This is a genomic window from Pseudoalteromonas sp. SD03 (assembly GCF_040937955.1).
Lineage (GTDB): Bacteria > Pseudomonadota > Gammaproteobacteria > Enterobacterales > Alteromonadaceae > Pseudoalteromonas > Pseudoalteromonas tetraodonis.
In genome coordinates, this window is sequence record NZ_CP162514.1 from 861,421 (window position 1) to 885,756 (window position 24,336).

The window sequence follows — 24,336 nt, forward strand, 5'->3', positions numbered from 1 at the left end:
AGGATAAATGCAGGGTTATCCACAGGGTTTTGTGGGTAACGTGTGTGTCTAGGTGGGGTATCTTAGGGGGAAAAATTAAATGCAAAAAAGCCTTTAAAAACGCTTGCGTTAAAATCGATTCTCCCTATAATGCGACCCCACTGAGACGGGGAACGCCAACGCATAGCGAAGCAGGAGCTGCTCAGAAAGTCGAGTAAAACTTGAGTTTAGATTTTTGATAAAGTTTAAAATTAAGTGTTGACAAAAAAATAGGAAAGCGTAATATGCGCAGCCCTAGCGAGATAAAGTTAAACGCTTTAATCGCAACGTTCTTTAACAATATAAAGCAATCATCTGTGTGGGCACTCGTACAGATTGAGTTCTAACAGCCAAGCTACTTAGGTAGTGAGGCAAACAAATTTAGAGTCTCAATCGAAACTGAGTGACCAACAGAATAATTACTTAGGTAGTTATTCAGCACAGTCAATTCAATATCGAAAGATATTAAATAAATTCAGAATTCATTGAGCTGTCGAAAGACATAAAACTTTTTAATTGAAGAGTTTGATCATGGCTCAGATTGAACGCTGGCGGCAGGCCTAACACATGCAAGTCGAGCGGTAACATTTCTAGCTTGCTAGAAGATGACGAGCGGCGGACGGGTGAGTAATGCTTGGGAACATGCCTTGAGGTGGGGGACAACAGTTGGAAACGACTGCTAATACCGCATAATGTCTACGGACCAAAGGGGGCTTCGGCTCTCGCCTTTAGATTGGCCCAAGTGGGATTAGCTAGTTGGTGAGGTAATGGCTCACCAAGGCGACGATCCCTAGCTGGTTTGAGAGGATGATCAGCCACACTGGGACTGAGACACGGCCCAGACTCCTACGGGAGGCAGCAGTGGGGAATATTGCACAATGGGCGCAAGCCTGATGCAGCCATGCCGCGTGTGTGAAGAAGGCCTTCGGGTTGTAAAGCACTTTCAGTCAGGAGGAAAGGTTAGTAGTTAATACCTGCTAGCTGTGACGTTACTGACAGAAGAAGCACCGGCTAACTCCGTGCCAGCAGCCGCGGTAATACGGAGGGTGCGAGCGTTAATCGGAATTACTGGGCGTAAAGCGTACGCAGGCGGTTTGTTAAGCGAGATGTGAAAGCCCCGGGCTCAACCTGGGAACTGCATTTCGAACTGGCAAACTAGAGTGTGATAGAGGGTGGTAGAATTTCAGGTGTAGCGGTGAAATGCGTAGAGATCTGAAGGAATACCGATGGCGAAGGCAGCCACCTGGGTCAACACTGACGCTCATGTACGAAAGCGTGGGGAGCAAACAGGATTAGATACCCTGGTAGTCCACGCCGTAAACGATGTCTACTAGAAGCTCGGAACCTCGGTTCTGTTTTTCAAAGCTAACGCATTAAGTAGACCGCCTGGGGAGTACGGCCGCAAGGTTAAAACTCAAATGAATTGACGGGGGCCCGCACAAGCGGTGGAGCATGTGGTTTAATTCGATGCAACGCGAAGAACCTTACCTACACTTGACATACAGAGAACTTACTAGAGATAGTTTGGTGCCTTCGGGAACTCTGATACAGGTGCTGCATGGCTGTCGTCAGCTCGTGTTGTGAGATGTTGGGTTAAGTCCCGCAACGAGCGCAACCCCTATCCTTAGTTGCTAGCAGGTAATGCTGAGAACTCTAAGGAGACTGCCGGTGATAAACCGGAGGAAGGTGGGGACGACGTCAAGTCATCATGGCCCTTACGTGTAGGGCTACACACGTGCTACAATGGCGCATACAGAGTGCTGCGAACTCGCGAGAGTAAGCGAATCACTTAAAGTGCGTCGTAGTCCGGATTGGAGTCTGCAACTCGACTCCATGAAGTCGGAATCGCTAGTAATCGCGTATCAGAATGACGCGGTGAATACGTTCCCGGGCCTTGTACACACCGCCCGTCACACCATGGGAGTGGGTTGCTCCAGAAGTAGATAGTCTAACCCTCGGGAGGACGTTTACCACGGAGTGATTCATGACTGGGGTGAAGTCGTAACAAGGTAGCCCTAGGGGAACCTGGGGCTGGATCACCTCCTTATACGATTTAGAACTTATTTGTTCGTAGTGTCCACACAGATGATTGTTAGTTAGTTTGCTCTTTGAGTTGACTAATTAATATGCTCTTTAAAAATTTGGAAAAGCTGATAATAAAATTCGTATGAATACATTGTATTTGTACAGAGTTTTCAAAAGTAAAAAAGAATGATAGCAGTATCATTCAGTGCCATTTAATGAACGTTTAACGTTTGTTGATTGGTATCTACTTTAGTATTCAATATTAACTTCTGGCGAAGTTAAACTGTCACAAAACAAAGACCCGTTTGGGTTGTATGGTTAAGTGACTAAGCGTACACGGTGGATGCCTTGGCAGTTGGAGGCGATGAAGGACGTATTAACTTGCGATAAGCCTAGTCAAGCTAGTAAAAAGCACTTGAGACTAGGATTTCCGAATGGGGAAACCCACCTGCTTGCAGGTATCGTTAACTGAATACATAGGTTAACGAGGCGAACGCGGAGAACTGAAACATCTAAGTACCCGTAGGAAAAGAAATCAACCGAGATTCCGATAGTAGCGGCGAGCGAAATCGGAACAGCCCTTAAGCTTATTATGTGTTAATGGAAGGCTCTGGAAAGTGCCACGATACAGGGTGATAGTCCCGTACATGAAAACGCATTTTAAGTGAAATCGAGTAGGTCGGAGCACGTGAAACTTTGACTGAATATAGGTGGACCATCATCTAAGGCTAAATACTCCCAACTGACCGATAGTGAACCAGTACCGTGAGGGAAAGGCGAAAAGAACCCCTGTGAGGGGAGTGAAATAGAACCTGAAACCGTGTACGTACAAGCAGTAGGAGCCCACTTGTTGGGTGACTGCGTACCTTTTGTATAATGGGTCAGCGACTTATATTTTGTAGCGAGGTTAACCGATTAGGGTAGCCGTAGGGAAACCGAGTCTTAACTGGGCGAATAGTTGCAAGGTATAGACCCGAAACCCGGTGATCTAGCCATGGGCAGGTTGAAGGTTGAGTAACATCAACTGGAGGACCGAACCCACTAACGTTGAAAAGTTAGGGGATGACCTGTGGTTAGGAGTGAAAGGCTAATCAAACCGGGAGATAGCTGGTTCTCCCCGAAATCTATTTAGGTAGAGCCTCGGACGAATACTTACGGGGGTAGAGCACTGTTAAGGCTAGGGGGTCATCCCGACTTACCAACCCTTTGCAAACTCCGAATACCGTAAAGTAATATCCGGGAGACACACGGCGGGTGCTAACGTCCGTCGTGAAGAGGGAAACAACCCAGACCGCCAGCTAAGGTCCCAAAGTCATAGTTAAGTGGGAAACGATGTGGAAAGGCCCAGACAGCCAGGAGGTTGGCTTAGAAGCAGCCATCCTTTAAAGAAAGCGTAATAGCTCACTGGTCGAGTCGGTCTGCGCGGAAGATGTAACGGGGCTAAACTATGCACCGAAGCTGCGGATTCAAAATTTATTTTGAGTGGTAGGGGAGCGTTCTGTAAGCGGTTGAAGGTGTACCGGGAGGTATGCTGGACGTATCAGAAGTGCGAATGCTGACATGAGTAACGATAATGCGGGTGAAAAACCCGCACGCCGGAAGACCAAGGGTTCCTATCCCATGTTAATCAGGGTAGGGTAAGTCGACCCCTAAGGCGAGGCCGAAAGGCGTAGTCGATGGGAAACGGATTAATATTTCCGTACTTGGTATAATTGCGATGGGGGGACGGAGCAGGCTAAGCAAGCATGGCGATGGTAGTCCATGTGAAAGTGTGTAGGCTAGCGACTTAGGTAAATCCGGGTTGCTGTTAGGCTGAGACACGAGACGAGTCACCAAGGTGATGAAGTTGCTGATGCCATACTTCCAGGAAAAGCCTCTAAGCTTCAGATTATACCGAATCGTACCCCAAACCGACACAGGTGGTCAGGTAGAGAATACTAAGGCGCTTGAGAGAACTCGGGTGAAGGAACTAGGCAAAATCGTACCGTAACTTCGGGAGAAGGTACGCTCCGATTGGTGATGAGACTTGCTCTTTAAGCTGATTGGAGCCGCAGTGACCAGGTGGCTGGGACTGTTTATTAAAAACACAGCACTGTGCAAAATCGCAAGATGACGTATACGGTGTGACACCTGCCCGGTGCCGGAAGGTTAATTGATGGGGTTATCTTCGGAGAAGCTCTTGATCGAAGCCCCGGTAAACGGCGGCCGTAACTATAACGGTCCTAAGGTAGCGAAATTCCTTGTCGGGTAAGTTCCGACCTGCACGAATGGTGTAACCATGGCCACGCTGTCTCCACCCGAGACTCAGTGAAATTGAAATCGCAGTGAAGATGCTGTGTACCCGCGGCTAGACGGAAAGACCCCGTGAACCTTTACTACAGCTTGGCACTGAACATTGAACCTACATGTGTAGGATAGGTGGGAGACTTAGAAGCAGAGACGCTAGTTTTTGTGGAGTCGTCCTTGAAATACCACCCTTGTAGTTTTGATGTTCTAACGTTGGCCCCTGAATCGGGGTTACGGACAGTGCCTGGTGGGTAGTTTGACTGGGGCGGTCTCCTCCCAAAGAGTAACGGAGGAGCACGAAGGTTGGCTAAGTACGGTCGGACATCGTACGGTTAGTGTAATGGTAGAAGCCAGCTTAACTGCGAGACAGACACGTCGAGCAGGTACGAAAGTAGGTCATAGTGATCCGGTGGTTCTGAATGGAAGGGCCATCGCTCAACGGATAAAAGGTACTCCGGGGATAACAGGCTGATACCGCCCAAGAGTTCATATCGACGGCGGTGTTTGGCACCTCGATGTCGGCTCATCACATCCTGGGGCTGAAGTCGGTCCCAAGGGTATGGCTGTTCGCCATTTAAAGTGGTACGCGAGCTGGGTTTAGAACGTCGTGAGACAGTTCGGTCCCTATCTGCCGTGGGCGTTTGAGAATTGAGAGGGGTTGCTCCTAGTACGAGAGGACCGGAGTGAACGAACCGCTGGTGTTCGGGTTGTCATGCCAATGGCATTGCCCGGTAGCTACGTTCGGAACTGATAAGCGCTGAAAGCATCTAAGCGCGAAGCAGGCCTCGAGATGAGTTCTCACTAGACTTTTAAAGTCTCTGAAGGGCCGTTGAAGACTACAACGTTGATAGGCAAGATGTGGAAGTGGTGTGAGCCATTAAGCTAACTTGTACTAATTACCCGTGAGGCTTAACCATACAACGCCAAACGCGTTTTATGTGATAGTTTAAGCGAAGAAGTTAATATAACTAAAGTAGATTACTTGATTACTCTTTATTATCAGAATTCCAAATTTTAGTAAGCTCGATTAAATCGACCTTACACCAAATTTGCTTGGTGACAATAGCGTTTTGGACCCACCTGACCCCATGCCGAACTCAGTAGTGAAACGAAACAGCGCCGATGATAGTGTAGCATTTGCTATGTGAAAGTAGGACATTACCAGGCTCCAAATTTAGTCGAAAGACTTTAAATTTAAAAATAAATAATAAGAAAATTGAAAAGAATTTTCTTGGTGATAATAGCGTTTTGGACCCACCTGACCCCATGCCGAACTCAGTAGTGAAACGAAACAGCGCCGATGATAGTGTAGCATTTGCTATGTGAAAGTAGGACATTACCAGGATCCAAATAAGAGAAACCCGTTACAGCGATGTAACGGGTTTTTTGCTGTCTGGGATTTAATAAATAGCCAAGAGCCCATGCCGAACTCAGTGGTGGCCGTTCTCGTATATCCTGTGCTCCACGGCATTCGTATTCCTAAACAGCTCGAAGGCGAGCCCCGCAAAAGGCCGCCCCGACACAATGATAGTGTCGCATTTGCTATGTGACTTTCTACTGCTGTGGGCACCATGACATTACCAGGATCCAAATAAGAGAAACCCGTTACAGCGATGTGACGGGTTTTTTGCTGTCTGGGATTTAATAAATAACCAAGAGCCCATGCCGAACTCAGTAGTGGCCTTTCTCGTACATCCTGTGCTCCACGGCATTCGTATTCCTAAACAGCTCGAAGGCGAGCCCCGCACAAGGCCGCCTCGACACAATGATAGTGTCGCATTTGCTATGTGACTTTTTACCGCTGTGGGCACCATGACATTACCAGGATCCAATTAAAGAAACCCGTTACAGCAATGTAACGGGTTTTTTGTTGTCTGAGATAAAGAAAAACATCAAGCCAAGACTGTATATGGAACTTAGTAGTGGCCGCTCTTGCATATCTTGTGCTCCATGGCATTCGTATTCCTATACATCAAACAAAACAGCTTGGATCTAAACAAAAATGTAGGATGTTCTATTGTATTGTCGCTATAAATTAGCGCACTGGCTCCAAATAACAGAACCACGTTACAGCAAAATGCTGGTTTTTTATTGTTTTAAATTTGAAGATGAATTACGCAATATCTTAAAAAAAGAGACTGCCAGCCAATCTCATCATGTATATGCTTCCTATCAGATTACTAATAACTTATAGACTTAACATTCTCATGCAGTTATAGATCCTACGTGTTAAAATTTGATTTTAACTTTGCATATTATTGAGGTGTCTATTGCCAACCAGTGATTATCAACGAGTGCTAAATGAGATAACTCAAGAGGTTAAGCCTTTATTGAGCCAAGGTAAGGTTGCTGATTATATACCTGCTCTTGCTGAAGTTGATCTTGAGCAGTTTTCTATTGCTATTTACACCACTGAGGGGGAGATATTTTGCGCGGGTGATTGCGAACAACGTTTTACTATTCAATCTGTTTCTAAAGTAATGACTCTGACATTAGCGCTGCAACGTTATGGCGATGAACTATGGAGTAGAGTGGGTAAAGAGCCCTCAGGAACAGCATTTAATTCACTGACACAGCTTGAGTTTGAAAAAGGCATACCCCGTAACCCATTTATTAATGCGGGTGCCATAGTTACCTGTGATGCTTTATATAGTCGTTTATCAGCACCCATGCACTCTATGCTGGAAACATTTCGCGATTTATCTGGTAATCGAAGTATCGTAATAGATAAACAAGTGGCTAATTCAGAGTATGAGTTTAGGCATCGAAATGCGGCAATGGCACACTTAATGAAATCATTCGGTAACTTTGAAAATGAAGTTGATGATGTGCTGTGGTCATACTTTAATTTTTGTGCCATAGAACTTAATTGTATCGAACTTGCTAAGGCGTACAATTTTTTAGCTAATAAAGGGATAGACTATAGTTCTTCTAAACGAGTGCTTTCTAGTCGTCAGAATAAGCAACTAAATTCGTTGTTATTTACCAGTGGTTTATATGATGCGGCGGGTGATTTTGGTTATCGAGTAGGAATGCCGGGCAAATCAGGGGTTTCTGGCACTATATTGGCGGTGTTACCGAATAGATTTACTGTGGCAGTGTATTCCCCAGGATTAAACTCTTTTGGTAATTCAGTCGCAGGAATAGCAGCATTAGAGCTGCTATCTAAAAAGCTTGATATATCGATATTTTAAATACGCTTAGTGCATTGGGATTTTATTGATCCCAATACACTTGCTCTAAGCAATCTTCGCGCTCTGGTAAGCCACGTGATAAGCGTGGAGAATGCTGAACCAGTACTTCGTAACTTGCACGGTTGGCGTATTTACTAATTTGAGCGAGCGAAGAGTAGGTAATCGCTTGTTGCTGATGTTTTGCTGAATTAGCAACGTTCAACTTATGATAAACATTCGCTGATAAGTCATGCAATACAGCGGCTAAAGCACAATCACCAGCGCCGTTGGTATTTTTAATCGAGTCAGGCCCGCCCATAAACGGAGCAGTATGACTATATGCCTTTATTGGTTTTTCACAGTCAACTTTACGCATTGCACGTGAAAACTCATAACGATTAAAGTCAGGGATAGCACCAGGCAAAAGTGGATACTCTGTTTCGCGTTTGAAACTGTCATCAACAAAACCGGCCATAAATAAGCCTTTTTCACCGGCAGTACAAATTACTAAATCAACCCAGTCTAATGCTTTGTCGGCAGCTAGTAATGGATCTTCAAATCCAGTAATTGCTTGGCCTTCTTCTTCGTTCATAGCAAGGATATCAACATGCTTTTCTACAAAGTTAGCCCACCATGTCGGATCCTGCTCGATAAGAAACTTAGTACCGAGTGTTAATACAACCGGTACATCTGCATCGTTAGCATACTTGATTGCTTGCATGGTCGCTTCGGTCATGGTTTCATCGCCTTGAGTACGCATTAAATAAGCGCTAATCACTAATGCCGATGAGCCTTCGATTAGCTCTTTATCAATTGACTCAGGCTTTAGATAATTCATTAGGCCAGCACTAATGGCAAAGGTGCGTTCACCTGTTTCATCAATCAATGTGAAACAGCGGCCTATAGGACCATCTACAGGCTGTAAGTAGTCTAAGTCTACGCGACTTGAGTTATTACATAAAAAGCGATAAGCATAACTGCCTATTTTTATGTTTTCACTCATTACACCTAATAGCACCGAACGGTCATCAGCAAGTACGGAATAGTTGTGCATCGTGTTGCCAACGGTTCCGCCTGCGAATTCGTAATCGACCATGTCGTTTAGTTTTAAGCGATCGTATAAAGCATTGGTGATGTCATTATCTATAACTTGCGACATCCCTCGGCGCAATTGAAATTCATCGAGAAAAGCTTGGTCAACCTTAGCTTCTATATCAACAACGATTTGATCGATCCCCGTAATATAGCTGCGGTGTAATCGCTCAGTGGCGTTAAGTTGATTGGTCAGTGGATCTTTGGCTTCCACTGGAAAATAATGTTTATGCCTGCGGCGTCCAGGAAATTTCATTTGCTACCCGTGTTGTGAGCTAAATAAAAAAAGCGTGAGATTATAGCGTAAATCCTGCCTTATGAGCCATGACAAACCACTTAAATTTGTTTTATTTTTGCAATAAAGTGATCAATGACGCATTTTATTGCGCTAAGTTGGTATAATTACGGCATAAAAAATAGTTAAGTAATAATAATGACAGAGCCATTTGACGACCAATATTGGATGGAACAAGCGCTTGTGTATGCAAAACAAGCGGAGCAGCTAGATGAGATCCCGGTAGGGGCTATAATTGTTAAAGATAATCAGCTTATTAGCGCAGGCTATAATCGTTCAATTACTGATAACGACCCGTCGGCTCATGCTGAGATGATAGCGGTACGTGAAGCAGGAAAAGTACTTAATAATTACCGCTTAATTGACTGTACTCTTTACGTCACGCTAGAGCCATGCTCTATGTGCGCAGGTTTATTAGTACATAGCCGAATTAAACGCTTAGTATTTGGTGCAGCCGATGCTAAAACGGGTTCTGCCGGTTCAATTATGAACCTTTTACAAGAACCTCGTTTAAACCATCAGGTAGAAATAACGGGTGGGGTATTAGAAACACAATGTGCAGAGACTATTTCTAGTTTTTTTAAGCGTCGCCGAGCACAAATAAAGGCGGCAAAGCAAGCCGCTCGTAATAGTAACAGCGATTAGTCAGCTGCTGCTATTAAGGCGTCTAATTCAGCCATTTGCTGCATAGCAAACATGCGGCGGCGCCAAATTATTTTTTTATGTAAATTTCTTAACATCACTCGACGACGAGTGGCGGTTGAGTGCTTTATACAACGTTTAAGTTGATGTGTACGTCTACGTTTAAGCATGACTTATCCTTATGTGCTTGGTAATGACACAAAATTTTATACAATTAAGCCAGATTATTGAATAATTGATTACAAGTAAACAACTATTTGATTTTCTGATGTTCAGTTAATTACTAAGCTGCGTATTTATTTTTTTTCTTCAGCGGCATTACTTGTACGTTGCTCTGAATCATCTGGTTTAACGATTTTCTCTTCTGTTTCATTTGTTGAGGTGATTGGCGCCATTGCATTATTTTCATCAAGCCAAACAAGCGCATCGTAATAGCGGCGTATATTATCAACATAGGTCACTGCTACATCACCGCGAGCATAGCCATAACGGGTATTACGATAGTGACGTTTTTTTACTAACAATGGTAAGCGCTTTTTAACGTCGGCCCATTTATCAGGGCTAGCTCCCTGTTGCTCGGTAATAATACGGGCATCGTTAACGTGTCCCCAACCTACATTATAGGCGGCAAGTGCAAGCCAAGTACGATCCGGTTGAGGGATTCGATCCGGGACGCGTTTAATTAATTTTGCTAGGTATTGTGCACCACCGCGTATATTTTGCTCTGGTTCTAAGCGGTTTGTTACACCGACTTGTTTTGCTGTGCGTCTTGTTAGCATCATAATACCACGCACACCGGTTGGTGATTTAGCACGCGGGTTCCACATCGACTCTTGATAACTTAATGCTGCCAGTAAGCGCCAATCTAGGCTACCTGCATATTGCATAAACCAAGGTTGATATTTAGGCAGTGTTTCTTTAATTGCGTCTATATAGGCCAAGGTATTAACGTAATTAAATTGGCGGACATGACCGAAGTATTTTTCTTCGAGCACATAAAGTTGATTATTTTGTTTTGCTTCACCAAAAAAGGGGACTAATAATGCGTATAGGGAATCATCATTCGACTTTCTTAGTATCCATGCAATTGAATCATTTCGGGTAACTGAAAAGCCAATACTTAAATTAGGGTGATAGCGACGAAATAGCGCTAAAGTATGTGAATCCGCTAAGGTGTAATCTATTTCGCCGTCAATAACTGCTTGCAGTAATTCTTCTTCATCAAACTCTTCGGTTTCATTCCAGCTTAAGTTTGGGTTGGTTTGTTGAATTTCTTCTAATGTTAATGAATGGCTACTTTTAGCGATAACGGTGAAGTTTCCGGTTAAATCATCAAAATCACGAGGGCGTTCACGGCCTTGTTTAAAGACTAATTTTTGGCTAATTGTTCTGTATGTAGGGCCATAGCGATAGCGCTCAGCACGTACTTTATTGTAAGTAAGACCTGAGGCAATTAAATCGAGGTCACCACTGTCCAAACGCGCAAACATTTCGGATAAATTAAAAAAGGGTACAATTTCAAGCTCTACCCCTAAGTAGTCTGCAAACGCTTGAGAGAGCTCAAATTCAAATCCTTGTTCCCCTTGAACGGCTTGATAGTAATTACTTGCACTGGCAAGTGTACCAATACGAATTTTGTTTTCAGATTTGATTTGGGCAAGCTGTGTTGATTGCTCTTGTGTATTACATGCACACAAAAGTATGACTAACGTAATGGTTGTTATTAGCTTTATCTTCAACATATTCGCCTCTTTAGCATCGTATCTCCTGTTATAACAAAACTTACTGATTACGTCACTTATCGTTTAATCGCAGTGAGTAAAAAATAGGTGTAAACAAAAAGAAAAAGTTAATTTAATGAAAAGCGCATTTTTGAGTTAAATCTGAGAGTAATTTGGACTATAATACGCGCCTAAAATATCGTTCAATCCCTAACCCCGGGTGAAATTACTTATGTTGATCCTTCGTGGTGCACCAGCACTTTCAGAGTTCAGAGTTAATAAAATTTTAGCGCGTTGCCAACAATCGCAACTTCCTGTCACCAATGTATATGCCGAATACGCTCACTTTGCCGATTTAACATCGCCATTAAACACTGATGAGCACACCAAACTTGAAAAGTTATTAACCTACGGCCCAACAATTGCTGAGCATGCGCCAGCAGGTCAGTTGGTATTAGTGACGCCTCGTCCTGGTACAATTTCGCCATGGGCTTCAAAAGCGACAGATATCGCTCATAACTGTGGGCTTAAACAAGTTCATCGCGTAGAGCGCGGTATTGCTTACTATGTTGAAGGTGATTTAAGTGCAGAACAGTTAGCACAAGTTGCAGCACTTCTTCATGACCGCATGACTGAAGCTACTCACAGTAAATTAGAAGATGCCGCGCAGTTATTTCGCAGCGATGCACCTCGTCCAATGTCATCAGTTGATATTTTAGGTGGCGGCCGTGAAGCATTAGCCGCAGCAAATATAGAGCAAGGGTTTGCACTAGCTGATGATGAAATTGATTATTTAGTTGAAAACTTTATTAAGTTAGGGCGTAACCCTAACGATATTGAACTGTTTATGTTTGCTCAAGCGAACTCAGAGCATTGTCGTCATAAAATATTTAATGCTGATTGGACTATTGATGGCATTGAACAACCAAAGTCGTTGTTCAAAATGATTAAAAACACCTTTGAGCATAACCCTGAAAATGTATTATCTGCTTATAAAGATAATGCAGCCGTAATGAAAGGCTCAAAGGCGGGTCGCTTCTTCCCGAATGCACAAGGTGAATATGCGTATCACCAAGAAGACATTGAAATATTAATGAAGGTTGAAACCCATAACCACCCAACGGCTATTGCTCCTTTCTCTGGTGCGGCAACAGGGTCGGGCGGTGAGATTCGCGATGAGGGCGCAACTGGTCGTGGTTCAAAACCAAAAGCGGGTTTAGTGGGCTTTACTGTATCTAATTTACGTATTCCTGGTTTTGAACAGCCTTGGGAAAGTGATTTTGGTAAGCCTGGCCGTATTGTTAATGCTCTAGATATTATGACTGAAGGCCCATTAGGTGGTGCTGCGTTTAATAACGAGTTTGGCCGTCCTAATTTATTAGGTTATTTCCGTACTTACGAAGAAAAAGTGACCAGTCACAATGGTGAAGAGGTGCGTGGTTACCACAAGCCAATTATGCTTGCCGGTGGTTTAGGTAATATCCGTGCTGATCATGTTCAAAAAGGCGATATTCCAGTTGGTGCAAAACTCATTGCACTAGGCGGCCCTGCAATGAACATTGGCTTAGGCGGTGGCGCTGCATCAAGTATGGCATCGGGTCAATCAAATGAAGATTTAGATTTTGCCTCTGTACAGCGTGAAAACCCAGAAATGGAACGTCGTTGCCAAGAAGTCATCGACAAATGTTGGCAGCTAGGTGATGCAAATCCAATTGCGTTTATTCATGATGTGGGTGCAGGTGGTTTATCTAACGCATTCCCTGAACTTGTTAGTGACGGTGGACGTGGCGGTAAATTTCAGCTTCGCAATATCCCAAATGATGAACCGGGCATGGCACCACACGAAATTTGGTGTAATGAATCGCAAGAGCGCTATGTACTCGCTGTCGCTGTTGAAGATTTTGATCGTTTTGAAGCTATTTGTAAGCGTGAAAGAGCGCAATATGCGGTTATTGGTGAAGCAACTGCAGAGCCTCATTTAACGGTTGCTGATAGTCACTTTGAAAATAATCCTGTTGATTTACCGCTCGATGTTTTATTAGGAAAAGCACCTAAAATGCATCGTGATGTAACATCACAACAAGTGTTAGGTAAAGCACTCGACGTTGAAAATATCAGTGCTGCTGATGCTGCAGAACGTTTATTACGTTTACCAACCATTGCTGAAAAAACCTTCCTCATTACTATTGGCGATCGCTCGGTAACAGGTTTAGTAGCACGCGATCAAATGGTAGGCCCATGGCAAGTACCAGTAGCTAACTGTGCAGTAACCGCAGCAACATATGACACTTACCATGGTGAAGCAATGTCACTGGGTGAACGTACGCCTGCAGCACTACTTAACTATGGCGCTTCAGCGCGTTTAGCAGTGGCAGAATCGTTAACGAATATTGCCTGTGCAAACATTGGCTCTCTTGAAAATATTAAGTTATCTGCAAACTGGATGGCCGCAGCGGGACACCCAGGAGAAGATGCCGGTTTATACGAAGCGGTAAAAGCGGTGGGTGAAGAGTTATGTCCGGCACTTGGGTTAACAATTCCTGTAGGTAAAGATTCTATGTCGATGAAAACGACATGGAAGAACGAAGATGATGCTACAGAGCAATCGGTGACATCACCGTTATCGCTTATTATTACTGCGTTTGGTCGTGTTGAAGACGTACGTAAAACAGTGACCCCACAGTTACGAACAGATAAAGGCGATACATCGCTTATTTTAGTTGACTTAGGCGCGGGCAAAAACCGACTGGGCGCATCAAGCCTTGCTCAGGTTTATAAGCAATTAGGTGATACAACACCTGATGTAGATAGCCCAGAACTACTAAAAGGTTTTTACAACGCAATGCAAGCGCTAGTCGCTGATAGCAAGTTGCTTGCGTACCATGACCGTTCAGACGGTGGTTTATTTACCACTATCGCTGAAATGGCGTTTACCGGTCACACCGGTGTTACCGTTGATTTAGCGACTTTGACCGGCTCTGATATTGAAGCGCTTTATAACGAAGAGCTAGGTGCTGTAATTCAAGTAGCGAATAGCGATTTAGAGGCTGTAAATGCGGTATTTGAGCAGCATGGAGTTGCCGCAATTAGTCATGTGATTGGCTCGCTAAATAACGACGATAACATCGTGTTTAATCGTGGTGAGCAAACAGTACTTAATCATACTCGTACTGAACTTCGTACAATTTGGGCCGAAACAACGTATCAAATGCAAGCGCGTCGTGATAACCCAGATTGTGCTAAGCAAGAGTTTGACGCTAAGTTTGACGCAAAAGATCCTGGCTTAAATGTAAAACTTAACTTTGATTTAAATGAAGATGTTGCAGCTCCATATATTGCAACTGGTGCTAAACCGCAAATGGCTATTTTACGTGAGCAAGGTGTAAACTCTCATTTAGAAATGGCAGCTGCATTTAACCGTGCGGGCTTTGCAGCGGTTGATGTGCACATGAGCGACATTTTAGAAGGGCGCTTAACACTTGAGCAATTTAAAGGCTTAGTGGCGTGTGGCGGTTTCTCTTACGGTGATGTGCTTGGTGCGGGTGAAGGTTGGGCTAAGTCAATACTGTTTAATGACATGGCACGCGATCAGTTCCAAAGCTTTTTCCACCGTGAAGACACCTTTAGCTTAGGGGTATGTAACGGTTGTCAGATGCTATCAACATTAAAAGAGTTGATCCCGGGTACTGAGCATTGGCCACGTTTTGTAACGAACAAGTCAGAGCGTTTTGAAGCACGCTTTAGCTTAGTTGAAATACAAGAGAATCCATCGGTATTCTTTAATGGTATGGCGGGCTCGCGGATGCCAATTGCGGTATCTCATGGTGAAGGCCATGCAGAGTTTGCAAACGACGCAGCAACAAAAGCAGCGCTTGCAAGTGGTACTGTAGCGGTTAAATTTGTTGATAACTACGGCAACCCTACAACGCAATATCCAGCGAACCCGAACGGCTCGCCAGAAGGTATCACAGGTATTACATCAACAGATGGCCGTGCAACTGTAATGATGCCACATCCAGAGCGTGTATTTCGTACTGTTGCTAACTCTTGGCACCCAGATGAGTGGAAAGAGGATAGCCCATGGATGCGAATGTTCCGTAATGCGCGTAAAAATGTAGGTTAATATACACACTAGATTCATGATCTGGATGTAAAATAAAAAAGGCTGCCTTGTGCAGCCTTTTTTGATTATAGTGATTAAAAAACATGTAAGGATAATATGTTTAAGCGCATTGGTTTAATTGTTGGCACTCTTTTACTGAGTCTATTATTACTCGGGTATGTATTTCGCTTGCCTTTACTACAATGGGCCATTGCCCCTGAACTTAAAAAAGCAGGTGTCACATTAAGCTGCCTCGATTTTTCAATTACCTCAAAGTTAAATATACATGCCGACACTGTGTGTTTAAATTACCAAAACCAACAATTACAACTCTCTGATATTACAGCAAATACAAAGCATGTCAGTGTTCAAAGTGCAATATTAACGCTCAATCCATTACCTAAAAGTGATAACGCTAATCAACCGGCTAAACAGCTTGAGATAGCGCTACCTTCAAATCGCCCACTCATTAATATTAAACAGCTTGTAGTAAACAGTAATCAGCTCAATAAACCATTAAAATTTAGTGTATTAGAACCTGCGCTAAATCAATTTAATGTAATGGGCGATATAAATGCGAGTGCTACTTTAACCTCCAATAAAATAAGTGGTCAGCTAGCAGTTGATGACATTTTGTTAAAACAGGTAATAAACACTAAAAACACCTTACTCGATGCTGTTAACTTTAATACTCAACAAGTGTTTAGTTTTGACGGGATTGAGCTTAAGTTGAACGGGGGGATTAGCGCTCAATTTGCTCATACGTTTGAGCAATGCCAATTTAATTTATTAACCACTGGCCAGATGGCTACTCGCTTTAATTTAAATAACCAAGCGTTAATCCTAGATACCGGTTCACTTAATAACAAAATTAATTTAACCCCTCGCTGTACTGAGTTAATTCCACCAAGTAAGTACGCAGATTTTGTAAGCAAACAAGTTGCTTTAAATTGGCAGGTTAAGCTTTCTCAAGCTCTTCGCATAGAAGAGGGGGAGCTGAGTATTCCAGTAATTAATGTGATGAGTGAAGGTAATAAACACTTTGATATTTTAATAACAGATACCGCCCTCACTATTAACGCTTTGCTTGATAATATTCAGGCAAAGGTGTCTGCTCAAATAAACACGCCAGATATAAACAGCATTAATATAAGCGCTCAGTTAAATGGTACTAAAGTTAAAGGTGATTACAACGTTGAGCTTGAAAGGCTACCCGCATTTATCCCTGTTACTGCTAATGCGCTTAATTTCAGTGGTTACTTTGAATTAAGTGAATTTATTGACTCAAAACCTGTCGGGTACACACAGAGTAAATTTTCCGTTGCTAGCTTTGAAGCTTTTGATGTAAAAGCAGTGCATTATCAAGGTAGTTTAACCGCGAAAATGGATAAACAATTAAATGCAGAAATTACATTAACTAATCAGTTAAAAAATGCGGCATATAAAGAATTTAAACTTACCAATATAAATAATAGTCTCACGGCAAAAGCAAACCTAGGTGTAGGTGAGTTATTTGCTCATTTAACTGCGAAAACGCAAATTAAGGCTCTTAATAGCGCTGATATAAGACTGAATAATATAAAAATAGACTCGAGTGGATTACAAAGCCGTGCACTTAAAGCGTCGCACCATGCGTTTATAGATGATATTGAGTTGGTGGTAAATCATCATATATCGTCACAGGCGCATCCGTTTGAGGTGATTGTGCCAGCGCAAAGTGTGTTGCCATTAAACACCTTTATTAATCAGTTTTATCCACTTGCTAAGCTGACAAAAGGTACTTTTAACGGCAATATTAGTGGCGATGTCAATTTACAAAGGGCATCCTTTGATATAGATACTCGCCAATTAAGTGGACTTTATAATGACTACCTTGCAAGTGATTTTAGTAGTGTATTTAGCGGGGAATTTAATTCAGGTAGGCTTAATGTAAAACCCACTACCTTTCATTTAAATGAGTTTAGAGCGGGCGCAGTTATCAAAGGCCTTAAAGGGCAATGGCTCGTCAATAACAATAATGTGCTTGTTAGTAATGTTGAAGGTAATGTGCTTGGCGGTACATTTTTATTAGATAACTATACGCTTGGACAAGAAACCCAAGTTAGCACTGTAACGTTTAATAATATTGATGCAAGTAAGCTGATCACCCTTGATGATAAGTCGGGTATTACTTTAACAGGACGTTTGGCTGGTACACTGCCGGTGAGCGTTAATAAAAATGGTGTGCACATTAGCCAAGGCAGTCTGTTTAGCCAAGGTGAGGGCAATTTAAAAATTAGCAATAATGCTGCATTTGATTCTGTGATGCAGCAACAGCAAGAGTTGCAACCTGTACTGGCGTTATTGACTGATTTAGATATTCAAAAACTCAATAGCAGCGTTGTACTTAAAAATGATGGTTGGTTAAAGCTTGGAGTTAATTTACAAGGTTATAATCAGCAAGCGCAGCAGCAAGTTAACTTTAATTACAACCATGAAGAAAATATATTTACGCTTTTACGGGCACTGCGTTTAAGTGATGAAATTACACAAAAAGTTGAGCAACAATTTTCACAAAAAGGAAATGGGCAATGAGACAGTCGTTATCGATAAAAGTGCTGCTCGCGTTAGCAGCAATATCAGCACTAAGTGCGTGCACGCATCGTGTTGAGGTGTCGGCTAAAGAGCCAATCACTATTAATTTAAATGTTAAGGTTGATCATGAAATTCGTGTCAAAGTAGATAAAGAGCTCGATAATTTATTTAGCGATGACAGTGAGTTATTTTAAGGAGCTAGAATATGAATATTAAAAATAAATTAAATATAGTAACCCTAATTAGTGCCGTTTGTATGTCATTTTCAGTTTGGGCTATGAGTTTAGATGAAGCTAAAAGCCAAGGCTTAGTTGGTGAAAACAGCTCAGGCTACCTTGGATTAGTTGTACAAAATACAGAAGCAAAAGCGGTTGTTGATGACGTTAACGAAAAACGTAAGGCACAGTACTTAAAATTAGCTAAAAAGAATAACTTGTCACTTGCACAAGTTGAGGCATTGGCAGCGGCAAAAACAATCGAAAAAACGCAAAGCGGCCACTACATTGAAGTAAACGGTAGCTGGGTCAAAAAATAAAGTTAATGGGTTAACTAAAGGTATTAAAAGCCGAGCTTATACGCTCGGTTTTTTACAGTTTTCTAATAATTGTTGCCAAAAATCAATGCCTTTTCGGCGTGCTAAGTTTATATTATGCTCAGGAATAGACTCAGGTTCGTCATAATTTTCAAGTGCTTCACTCATACTTGCTTCACGAATTAGGTGCAAGGTAGGAAACGGCGCTCTATTTGTGTAGTTGGCCGCATCGGTTTCATCGCTATCGGCAAATACATAATCGGGGTGAAAATTTGCAATTTGATATTTACCTTCAAAGCCTTGTGCAACCAATAGCGCATTTGCTAAATCGACTAAATCTAAAAAGTCTTCAAAGTCACTAAAACCGTTATCGAACATGATTAGCGTGGTTTCTCGTTCGCTCTCGCGGTCAAGCTCGATACATTGCTCAAGCATATCCATTACAGCATCATCGATAGTATTGGCGTTACTTACAATGTAATGAATACAGTTGTTTTCGACTTCTTTACGGGCAAACGGGCAAAAGTTATATTTTACAATAACGGATGAAACCCATTCTCGGGTTTGGCTAATAGCTATGTTAGTCACTGTTTTGGCTCTAAGTATTGATTAATAATAGTGAGTGTTTTTTTTATGGCGCCTTGGTTTTTAGTAACACATTGCGCCGCTTTTGTGCCGAGCGTTTGGCATGCCTTTTTATTTTGGCTAAAAGTAATGAGTTGTTGTGCCAGTTCATCTGTATTTTCTACCACGCATGCCCCTTTAAGCTTTGTTAACTCAGGATAGACATGATCAAAGTTATACGTGTGAGGGCCTGTTATTACACCGACCGAAAATGCGGCTGACTCAAGCGGGTTATGACCACCACGACGAATCAAACTACCGCCAATATAACTAACACTAGCCGCGCCGTATAAACACTGTAATTCACCTAGCGTATCGGCAAGTAAAACGTGTTCGTTTTGGTAATTATTTTGGCTACGACGACTAAAGCTTAAAGTACTTTGTGTGAGTAGTTCAGCCACTTTATCAAATTGCTCGGGGTGTCGCGGGGCAATAATCAATAAAGCATCAGGCTGCTTTTTTAACAACTGCTGGTGGGCATCGAGTATTAATTCATGCTCTATAGGGTGAGTAGAACCTGCCACCCATATAAAACGTTCTTGGCTATTATAGTACTGTTTGAGCGCGCTCACCTTTGTTAGTTGCTCTTGAGTAGGGCTAATATCAAACTTGATTGAACCTGTAACATGGCTTTTTGAAGGCTCAAGCCCAAGTGCAATAAAACGCTCTGCATCTGTTTTGTTATGACTGGCTAACGCAGTAATAGAGTGCATAATACGGTGAGTTAACTGCGCAACCTTTTGATAACCCTGCTGCGACTTTTCAGAAAGTCTCGCATTAACAACCAATACCGGGATTTTTTTGTTATGCGCATTAGCCATAATATTTGGCCACAATTCAGTTTCTAAAATACACAGTAACTGCGGTTTTACGCGTTTTAAAAATCGAGCAGTGGCAAAAGGAAAATCGATAGGTAAATAACTAGTAGCGACGGTATCTTTAAATTGTGCTGTTATTTGTGCGCGGCCAGTTGGGGTATTACAAGTGATCAAAATATTTAGCTGCGGGTGCTCATTTTGCAACGCTTTAATTAATGGCGTTGCTGCTAATACCTCACCTACAGAAGCACAATGAATAACTACAGGTTTAGTTTTATTAGAAAATAAACAGCGACGTACAAACCCAAAACGTTCTTTAAAATGCGCGCGATAACCCGAATTTTTTTTACCACGTAATACATATAAATAAAATATGATCAAAGGGCTAATAATGATTAGTGCAAGTGAATAAAAAGTTCGTGCCATACTGAGCTTTGTTTAAGGTAATTGTAGCTAGTTTATCGTGAAACGGCTTATTTCTAAACATACAAAGTATAAAAGTTGGTTTGAGTTCATTTACTAGGGTATAAACTAAATCAATGTCATTCAAATCACGCTATTGCATCAGTTACATGATTTTAGGAAATGCTTATGGTTACTTTTATAACAAAAACGATTTCCATGCAGTAAGCCTTTGATTTTAGTTTCTGTGAAACATCTAATTTAGTTATATAGAGGTGATTTGGCTATAAAATTATGGAATAATGAAATTAATTTTTCCTGCCATTTCAGTTCCAAGAGGAATATCTCATGTCAATTATAGATTCAGTGGCAACCAGCTACCTAGAAAGTTTAAACCGTCATCAAGTATTGTTTGAAACAATGGAGGCGTATCATCAAGAGGTAATGCAGTTGCTAGAAGCATGTCATAGTGCTTTACAAGCTGGTGGTAAGGTTGTTTGGTTTGGTAATGGCGGCAGTGCTGCCGATGCTCAGCATTTAGCTGCAGAGTTTGTGGTGCGTTATAAATTAGAGCGAGGCCCATTAGCGTCTATTGCTTTAACCACAGACACGTCTATTTTAACGGCGCACAGCAACGATTATCATTTTGATACTGTGTTTGAGCGCCAAGTACAGGCGCTATGTAAACCTGAAGATATCGTGATTGGTTTAACTACATCAGGTACCAGTAAAAATATCAATTTAGCATTAGAAGCTGCTAACAAAATAGGGGCATTCACGGTTGCATTTACTGGCCGTGACGGCGGGCAAGTAAAAGATATTGCAAAGTTACCTATTATTATTAAAAACGACGAAACCGCGCGTATTCAAGAAGCACACATGTTTATTGGCCATTGGTTATGTGAAGCCATGGATATGGTTGTTGCGGAGCAGCAGTAATGGATTTATCTTTACTAAAGAACTTATCAGCAGCACGTATTTTAGTGGTGGGCGACGTGATGCTCGATCGCTATTGGTATGGTGACTCAGGCCGTATCTCACCAGAAGCGCCAGTGCCCGTTGTTAAAGTAAGTAAATTTGAAGACAAGGCTGGCGGTGCGGCTAACGTGGCTAAAAATATAGCCCGTTTAGATGGTAAAGTGGGGTTGTTAGGCCTTATTGGTGAGGACGAAAGTGGGCAAATTTTAGAAAATATTTTAGAAGGTGAAAAAATAAATTCACAGCTTGTCAGCGTGTGTGATTTACCGACTATTTCTAAAATGCGTGTAATTAGCCGTCATCAGCAAGTGGTACGTTTAGATTTAGAAGAAACTTTTAACGAATCACATAGCCAGCTTTTATTAAATCGATTAGAGCTTGTGCTAAATGATTACGATTTTATAGTGTTTTCTGATTACAACAAAGGCTCGCTATCGCTGATAAAAGAGATGATAAGTGTGGCCAAAAAAGCAGGTAAAACGGTACTTGTTGATCCTAAATCATCAGATTTACAGTTATATCGCGGTGCTGATTATATAACACCTAATTTAAATGAATTTAAATTAGCAGGCGGGCAAGTGGGCTCAGAAGAGACGCTTGCAAGTAGTGCACGAAACCTCATTAGTGATGCGGGTATAACGGCGATGTTACTTACCCGTTCAGAGCAAGGTATGTCGCTTATAAATGCCACTGAAAAATATGATTTTGCAGCTCAAGAGCTTGAGGTCAGTGACGTAACTGGCGCAGGGGATACTGTTATTGCAACCCTTGCCGTTATGTTAGGTGCGGGCATGACTGCCAAAGATGCAGTCGAAATTGCAAACTTAGCAGCCGGTATTGCGGTAAGTAAATTGGGCGCGGCTACAGTTTCTCCAGAAGAGTTAAGCCGAAAACTGGGGCAATATTTACAAGCAACTGGCGAGCATTATCAAACCCCGTTTGATGATGTATTGCAGCATATTGAATTTGCTAAGCAAAATGGTGAAACGATTGTATTTACTAATGGTTGCTTTGATATTTTGCATGCAGGGCATGTGCGTTATTTAGCGCAAGCTAAAGCCCGTGGGGACAGATTAGTGGTTGGTTTAAACAATGATGAATCTATTGCTCGTTTGAAAGGCCCTGAACGCCCAATAAACCCATTAGATGAGCGCGCCATGGTCCTCAGTGCACTTGCCTCCGTTGATTGGGTTATCCCGTTTGGGAGTGCTGATGAAAATGACACGCCAGCAAAACTTATCGAGCAAATAAGCCCTGATATTCTTGTCAAAGGCGGCGACTATACGGTAGAACAAATAGCCGGTGCGGAGCATGTGCTGCGCCATGGCGGAAAAGTCGAAGTGCTTGAGTTTTTAGATGGCTGTTCAACATCAAAAGTGATTAGCAAAATAAAAAGCTAGTTCGCTAATCAAAAAAAGGGGATAAACTGCAGTTTATCCCCTTTTTTAATGTTATTAATGAAACTAAAAGTTGTATTCGAACTTAGCAAATGCAGAGGTATCGTTTTCTGCTCCATCGTTATTAGAGGCAAGTCCGCCAAGGGTTAAGCGCCCCCCCATGGCAAGCATTCTGTAGCGTACTTCAAGTTGTTGAGAACTAAAGCCTGTTTTAGTAATCGAATTACCTAAATCTGGATTATTAGGGTAACGGTCGCGGTTGTCGCTATTGAAGTCAATATCACGCAGTTTTACTTGCCAATCAGTTCCGTTAGAAAGTTGCCCAAGTACAGTAAGTACTAGTGACTGCGTATCATTATCATAAGTAGAGCCGATAGGACGGCCATGATAGCGATAGCCTGATTGATAATCTGTGTGCTCATAATAGCAGTTTTCGGTCGTTGACCCCGCAGAGCAAGAGACACCTGTATCAATATATTCTAAGTTGACTAGTAAATTCTGCTCGTAAACGCGATGTGTTGTTTGTAAGCCAAATAAATACGCTCTATCTGCTGGTTTAAATTGTGAGCTCGCATCTTCACCAATGGTACTTGCATAAATAGCATAAGGTTGATTGAACAACGTATCAGACCAGCGAATATCAATACCGGCTAATTGATTACCAATTTTTGACTGTAACTGGCTATCACAATTACTGGTGCCATCAACGCATTCTGTATCACCGGCAATCATATCGATAAAGTCACTAGCCGAGCTTGGTTGTCCTTTCCCTGCCCATTGTGCTGTCCAGCTTAATGCTATTTCTAATTGTTGAACGGGGCGAAAGTTAACACGAGTGCTCCATAATAACGCATCAGGAATAACGCGGTTTGATTCAAGTTTAGCCATTTGTGCAGTAAAGCTCCACTGACCAATCCAACTCAGCCAAGGTGTTTCAAATGCACTGCTTTGCTCTCTGCTGATACTTATTGCAGGAAGTGGTTTGGCGTTACCGGACATAATTAGACTGTTATCAACGCCTGGGCCCCAAAACTGTTCAACCGCACCGGCTCTAAATATCCAATTACCCAAACGATACGCTAAATAGCTATCATCAAGTGAGGTATCATTGCAGTCAGTCAGTGCTTGCTCATTGTTAACTATATCGTCTGTTGTTTTACCGTTGATTAAACACTTTTTACCATCACTGCGGTGATTAAGCGCAATTTTGGCTGCAAAGTTATGTCCTAGGTAAGCATAGGCTGCTGTTAATTCTGACTCTTGGGTATTCGTTGCACCAAAGCTGGTGGTCGCTAATGGGTCTGAGCTGGCAAATGCAGAAAGTTGAACACTATGTGAACCACTGTTTTCTGACTTATAACGATGTTTTACACGCAATAACGCATCTTGTAAGCGAGGTGGTAATTGCTCTAGTCCGGCATTATCGATATCAGCAATAAAGCTTTTCCACATTAACGGGTAGGTAGTTACCGGGGCTAAAATAACACCTGCATCGGCAAGTTGCTGGATATCAGCTCTTAACCCAAAATCATCAGGTTTAACCCAGGGTTCAGCATAAACAGGGGTACTCATTGCACAAAAAAGCGAAGAAAGTATAAAAATTTTGTTTCGCAAAGCTCAGATCCTTGTGATTGAAATTGCCGGTAAGTTTAGCAAT

The 24,336-nt window shown here is 42.3% G+C and carries 14 protein-coding genes and 4 rRNA genes; 12 read left to right on the forward strand and 6 right to left on the reverse strand.

What is annotated here, in order from left to right; all coding sequences use genetic code 11:
- Positions 1 to 531: 531 nt before the first annotated feature.
- From ABZP26_RS04010 to glsB, 5 genes are all read left to right on the forward strand, one after another.
- A 16S ribosomal RNA gene (locus ABZP26_RS04010) occupies positions 532 to 2,065 on the forward strand.
- 294 nt (positions 2,066 to 2,359) lie between these two features.
- Positions 2,360 to 5,246: ribosomal RNA gene (locus ABZP26_RS04015) — 23S ribosomal RNA — on the forward strand.
- Between the two features lie 135 nt (positions 5,247 to 5,381).
- Positions 5,382 to 5,496, forward strand: a 5S ribosomal RNA gene (gene rrf / locus ABZP26_RS04020).
- 63 nt (positions 5,497 to 5,559) lie between these two features.
- Positions 5,560 to 5,674 (forward strand): 5S ribosomal RNA (gene rrf / locus ABZP26_RS04025).
- Together the 16S, 23S and 5S rRNA genes form the textbook arrangement of a ribosomal RNA operon.
- A 925-nt stretch (positions 5,675 to 6,599) precedes the next feature.
- Positions 6,600 to 7,523 (forward strand): glutaminase B, encoded by a 924-nt coding sequence (gene glsB / locus ABZP26_RS04030; RefSeq protein ID WP_028835530.1) that lies wholly within the window; start codon positions 6,600 to 6,602, stop codon positions 7,521 to 7,523.
- Between the two features lie 22 nt (positions 7,524 to 7,545).
- Here the strand turns inward: glsB and ABZP26_RS04035 are convergent, their stop codons facing one another.
- Positions 7,546 to 8,850: an inosine/guanosine kinase gene (locus tag ABZP26_RS04035; protein WP_368485389.1), complete on the reverse strand. Its 1,305-nt coding sequence runs from the start codon at positions 8,848 to 8,850 to the stop codon at positions 7,546 to 7,548.
- Positions 8,851 to 9,027: 177 nt separating this feature from the next.
- On the opposite strand from ABZP26_RS04035, the gene tadA reads away from it, so the two are divergent.
- A complete protein-coding gene (gene tadA, locus ABZP26_RS04040) occupies positions 9,028 to 9,534 on the forward strand; it encodes a tRNA adenosine(34) deaminase TadA (RefSeq protein WP_013464271.1) in 507 nt (168 codons plus the stop codon).
- Here tadA and ABZP26_RS04045 read toward each other — a convergent pair.
- Together ABZP26_RS04045 and mltF are read right to left on the reverse strand one after the other, a co-directional pair.
- Positions 9,531 to 9,701 (reverse strand): hypothetical protein, encoded by a 171-nt coding sequence (locus ABZP26_RS04045; RefSeq protein WP_008468235.1) that lies wholly within the window; start codon positions 9,699 to 9,701, stop codon positions 9,531 to 9,533. The two genes, tadA and ABZP26_RS04045, sit on opposite strands and share 4 nt — an antisense overlap.
- Before the next feature lie 126 nt (positions 9,702 to 9,827).
- The gene (gene mltF / locus ABZP26_RS04050; RefSeq protein WP_368485390.1) at positions 9,828 to 11,273 is read right to left on the reverse strand and encodes a membrane-bound lytic murein transglycosylase MltF; all 1,446 of its coding nucleotides are present in this window, start codon (positions 11,271 to 11,273) and stop codon (positions 9,828 to 9,830) included.
- A 211-nt stretch (positions 11,274 to 11,484) separates the two neighbouring features.
- Between mltF and purL the strand changes: the two genes are divergently transcribed.
- The 4 genes from purL to ABZP26_RS04070 all read left to right on the forward strand — a co-directional run bounded on the left by purL (position 11,485) and on the right by ABZP26_RS04070 (position 18,463).
- Positions 11,485 to 15,375 (forward strand): phosphoribosylformylglycinamidine synthase, encoded by a 3,891-nt coding sequence (gene purL, locus ABZP26_RS04055; RefSeq protein ID WP_368485391.1) that lies wholly within the window; start codon positions 11,485 to 11,487, stop codon positions 15,373 to 15,375.
- Between the two features lie 96 nt (positions 15,376 to 15,471).
- Positions 15,472 to 17,928, forward strand: coding sequence for a YdbH domain-containing protein (locus tag ABZP26_RS04060; protein ID WP_368485392.1), 2,457 nt, complete (start codon positions 15,472 to 15,474; stop codon positions 17,926 to 17,928).
- Entirely contained in the window at positions 17,925 to 18,122 is a 198-nt protein-coding gene (locus tag ABZP26_RS04065; RefSeq protein ID WP_028835526.1) for a YnbE family lipoprotein, read from the forward strand. The genes ABZP26_RS04060 and ABZP26_RS04065 overlap by 4 nt, the downstream gene beginning before the upstream one ends.
- A gap of 11 nt (positions 18,123 to 18,133) precedes the next feature.
- Positions 18,134 to 18,463: a YdbL family protein gene (locus ABZP26_RS04070; RefSeq protein ID WP_008468219.1), complete on the forward strand. Its 330-nt coding sequence runs from the start codon at positions 18,134 to 18,136 to the stop codon at positions 18,461 to 18,463.
- A 36-nt stretch (positions 18,464 to 18,499) separates the two neighbouring features.
- Here the strand turns inward: ABZP26_RS04070 and ABZP26_RS04075 are convergent, their stop codons facing one another.
- Both ABZP26_RS04075 and waaA read right to left on the reverse strand, forming a co-directional pair.
- A complete protein-coding gene (locus tag ABZP26_RS04075; protein ID WP_368485393.1) occupies positions 18,500 to 19,048 on the reverse strand; it encodes a DUF1415 domain-containing protein in 549 nt (182 codons plus the stop codon).
- Entirely contained in the window at positions 19,045 to 20,328 is a 1,284-nt protein-coding gene (gene waaA / locus ABZP26_RS04080) for a lipid IV(A) 3-deoxy-D-manno-octulosonic acid transferase (RefSeq protein ID WP_368485394.1), read from the reverse strand. The genes ABZP26_RS04075 and waaA overlap by 4 nt, the downstream gene beginning before the upstream one ends.
- A gap of 324 nt (positions 20,329 to 20,652) precedes the next feature.
- On the opposite strand from waaA, the gene ABZP26_RS04085 reads away from it, so the two are divergent.
- On the forward strand, positions 20,653 to 21,243 hold the full coding sequence (locus ABZP26_RS04085; RefSeq protein ID WP_028835523.1) for an SIS domain-containing protein: 591 nt from the start codon (positions 20,653 to 20,655) through the stop codon (positions 21,241 to 21,243).
- Positions 21,243 to 22,682: a bifunctional D-glycero-beta-D-manno-heptose-7-phosphate kinase/D-glycero-beta-D-manno-heptose 1-phosphate adenylyltransferase HldE gene (gene hldE / locus ABZP26_RS04090; RefSeq protein ID WP_028835522.1), complete on the forward strand. Its 1,440-nt coding sequence runs from the start codon at positions 21,243 to 21,245 to the stop codon at positions 22,680 to 22,682. Before ABZP26_RS04085 ends, hldE begins: the two co-directional genes overlap by 1 nt.
- Positions 22,683 to 22,745: 63 nt before the next feature.
- Here the strand turns inward: hldE and ABZP26_RS04095 are convergent, their stop codons facing one another.
- Positions 22,746 to 24,293, reverse strand: a complete 1,548-nt coding sequence (locus tag ABZP26_RS04095; RefSeq protein ID WP_368485395.1) for a capsule assembly Wzi family protein — start codon at positions 24,291 to 24,293, stop codon at positions 22,746 to 22,748.
- Between the last annotated feature and the right edge of the window lie 43 nt (positions 24,294 to 24,336).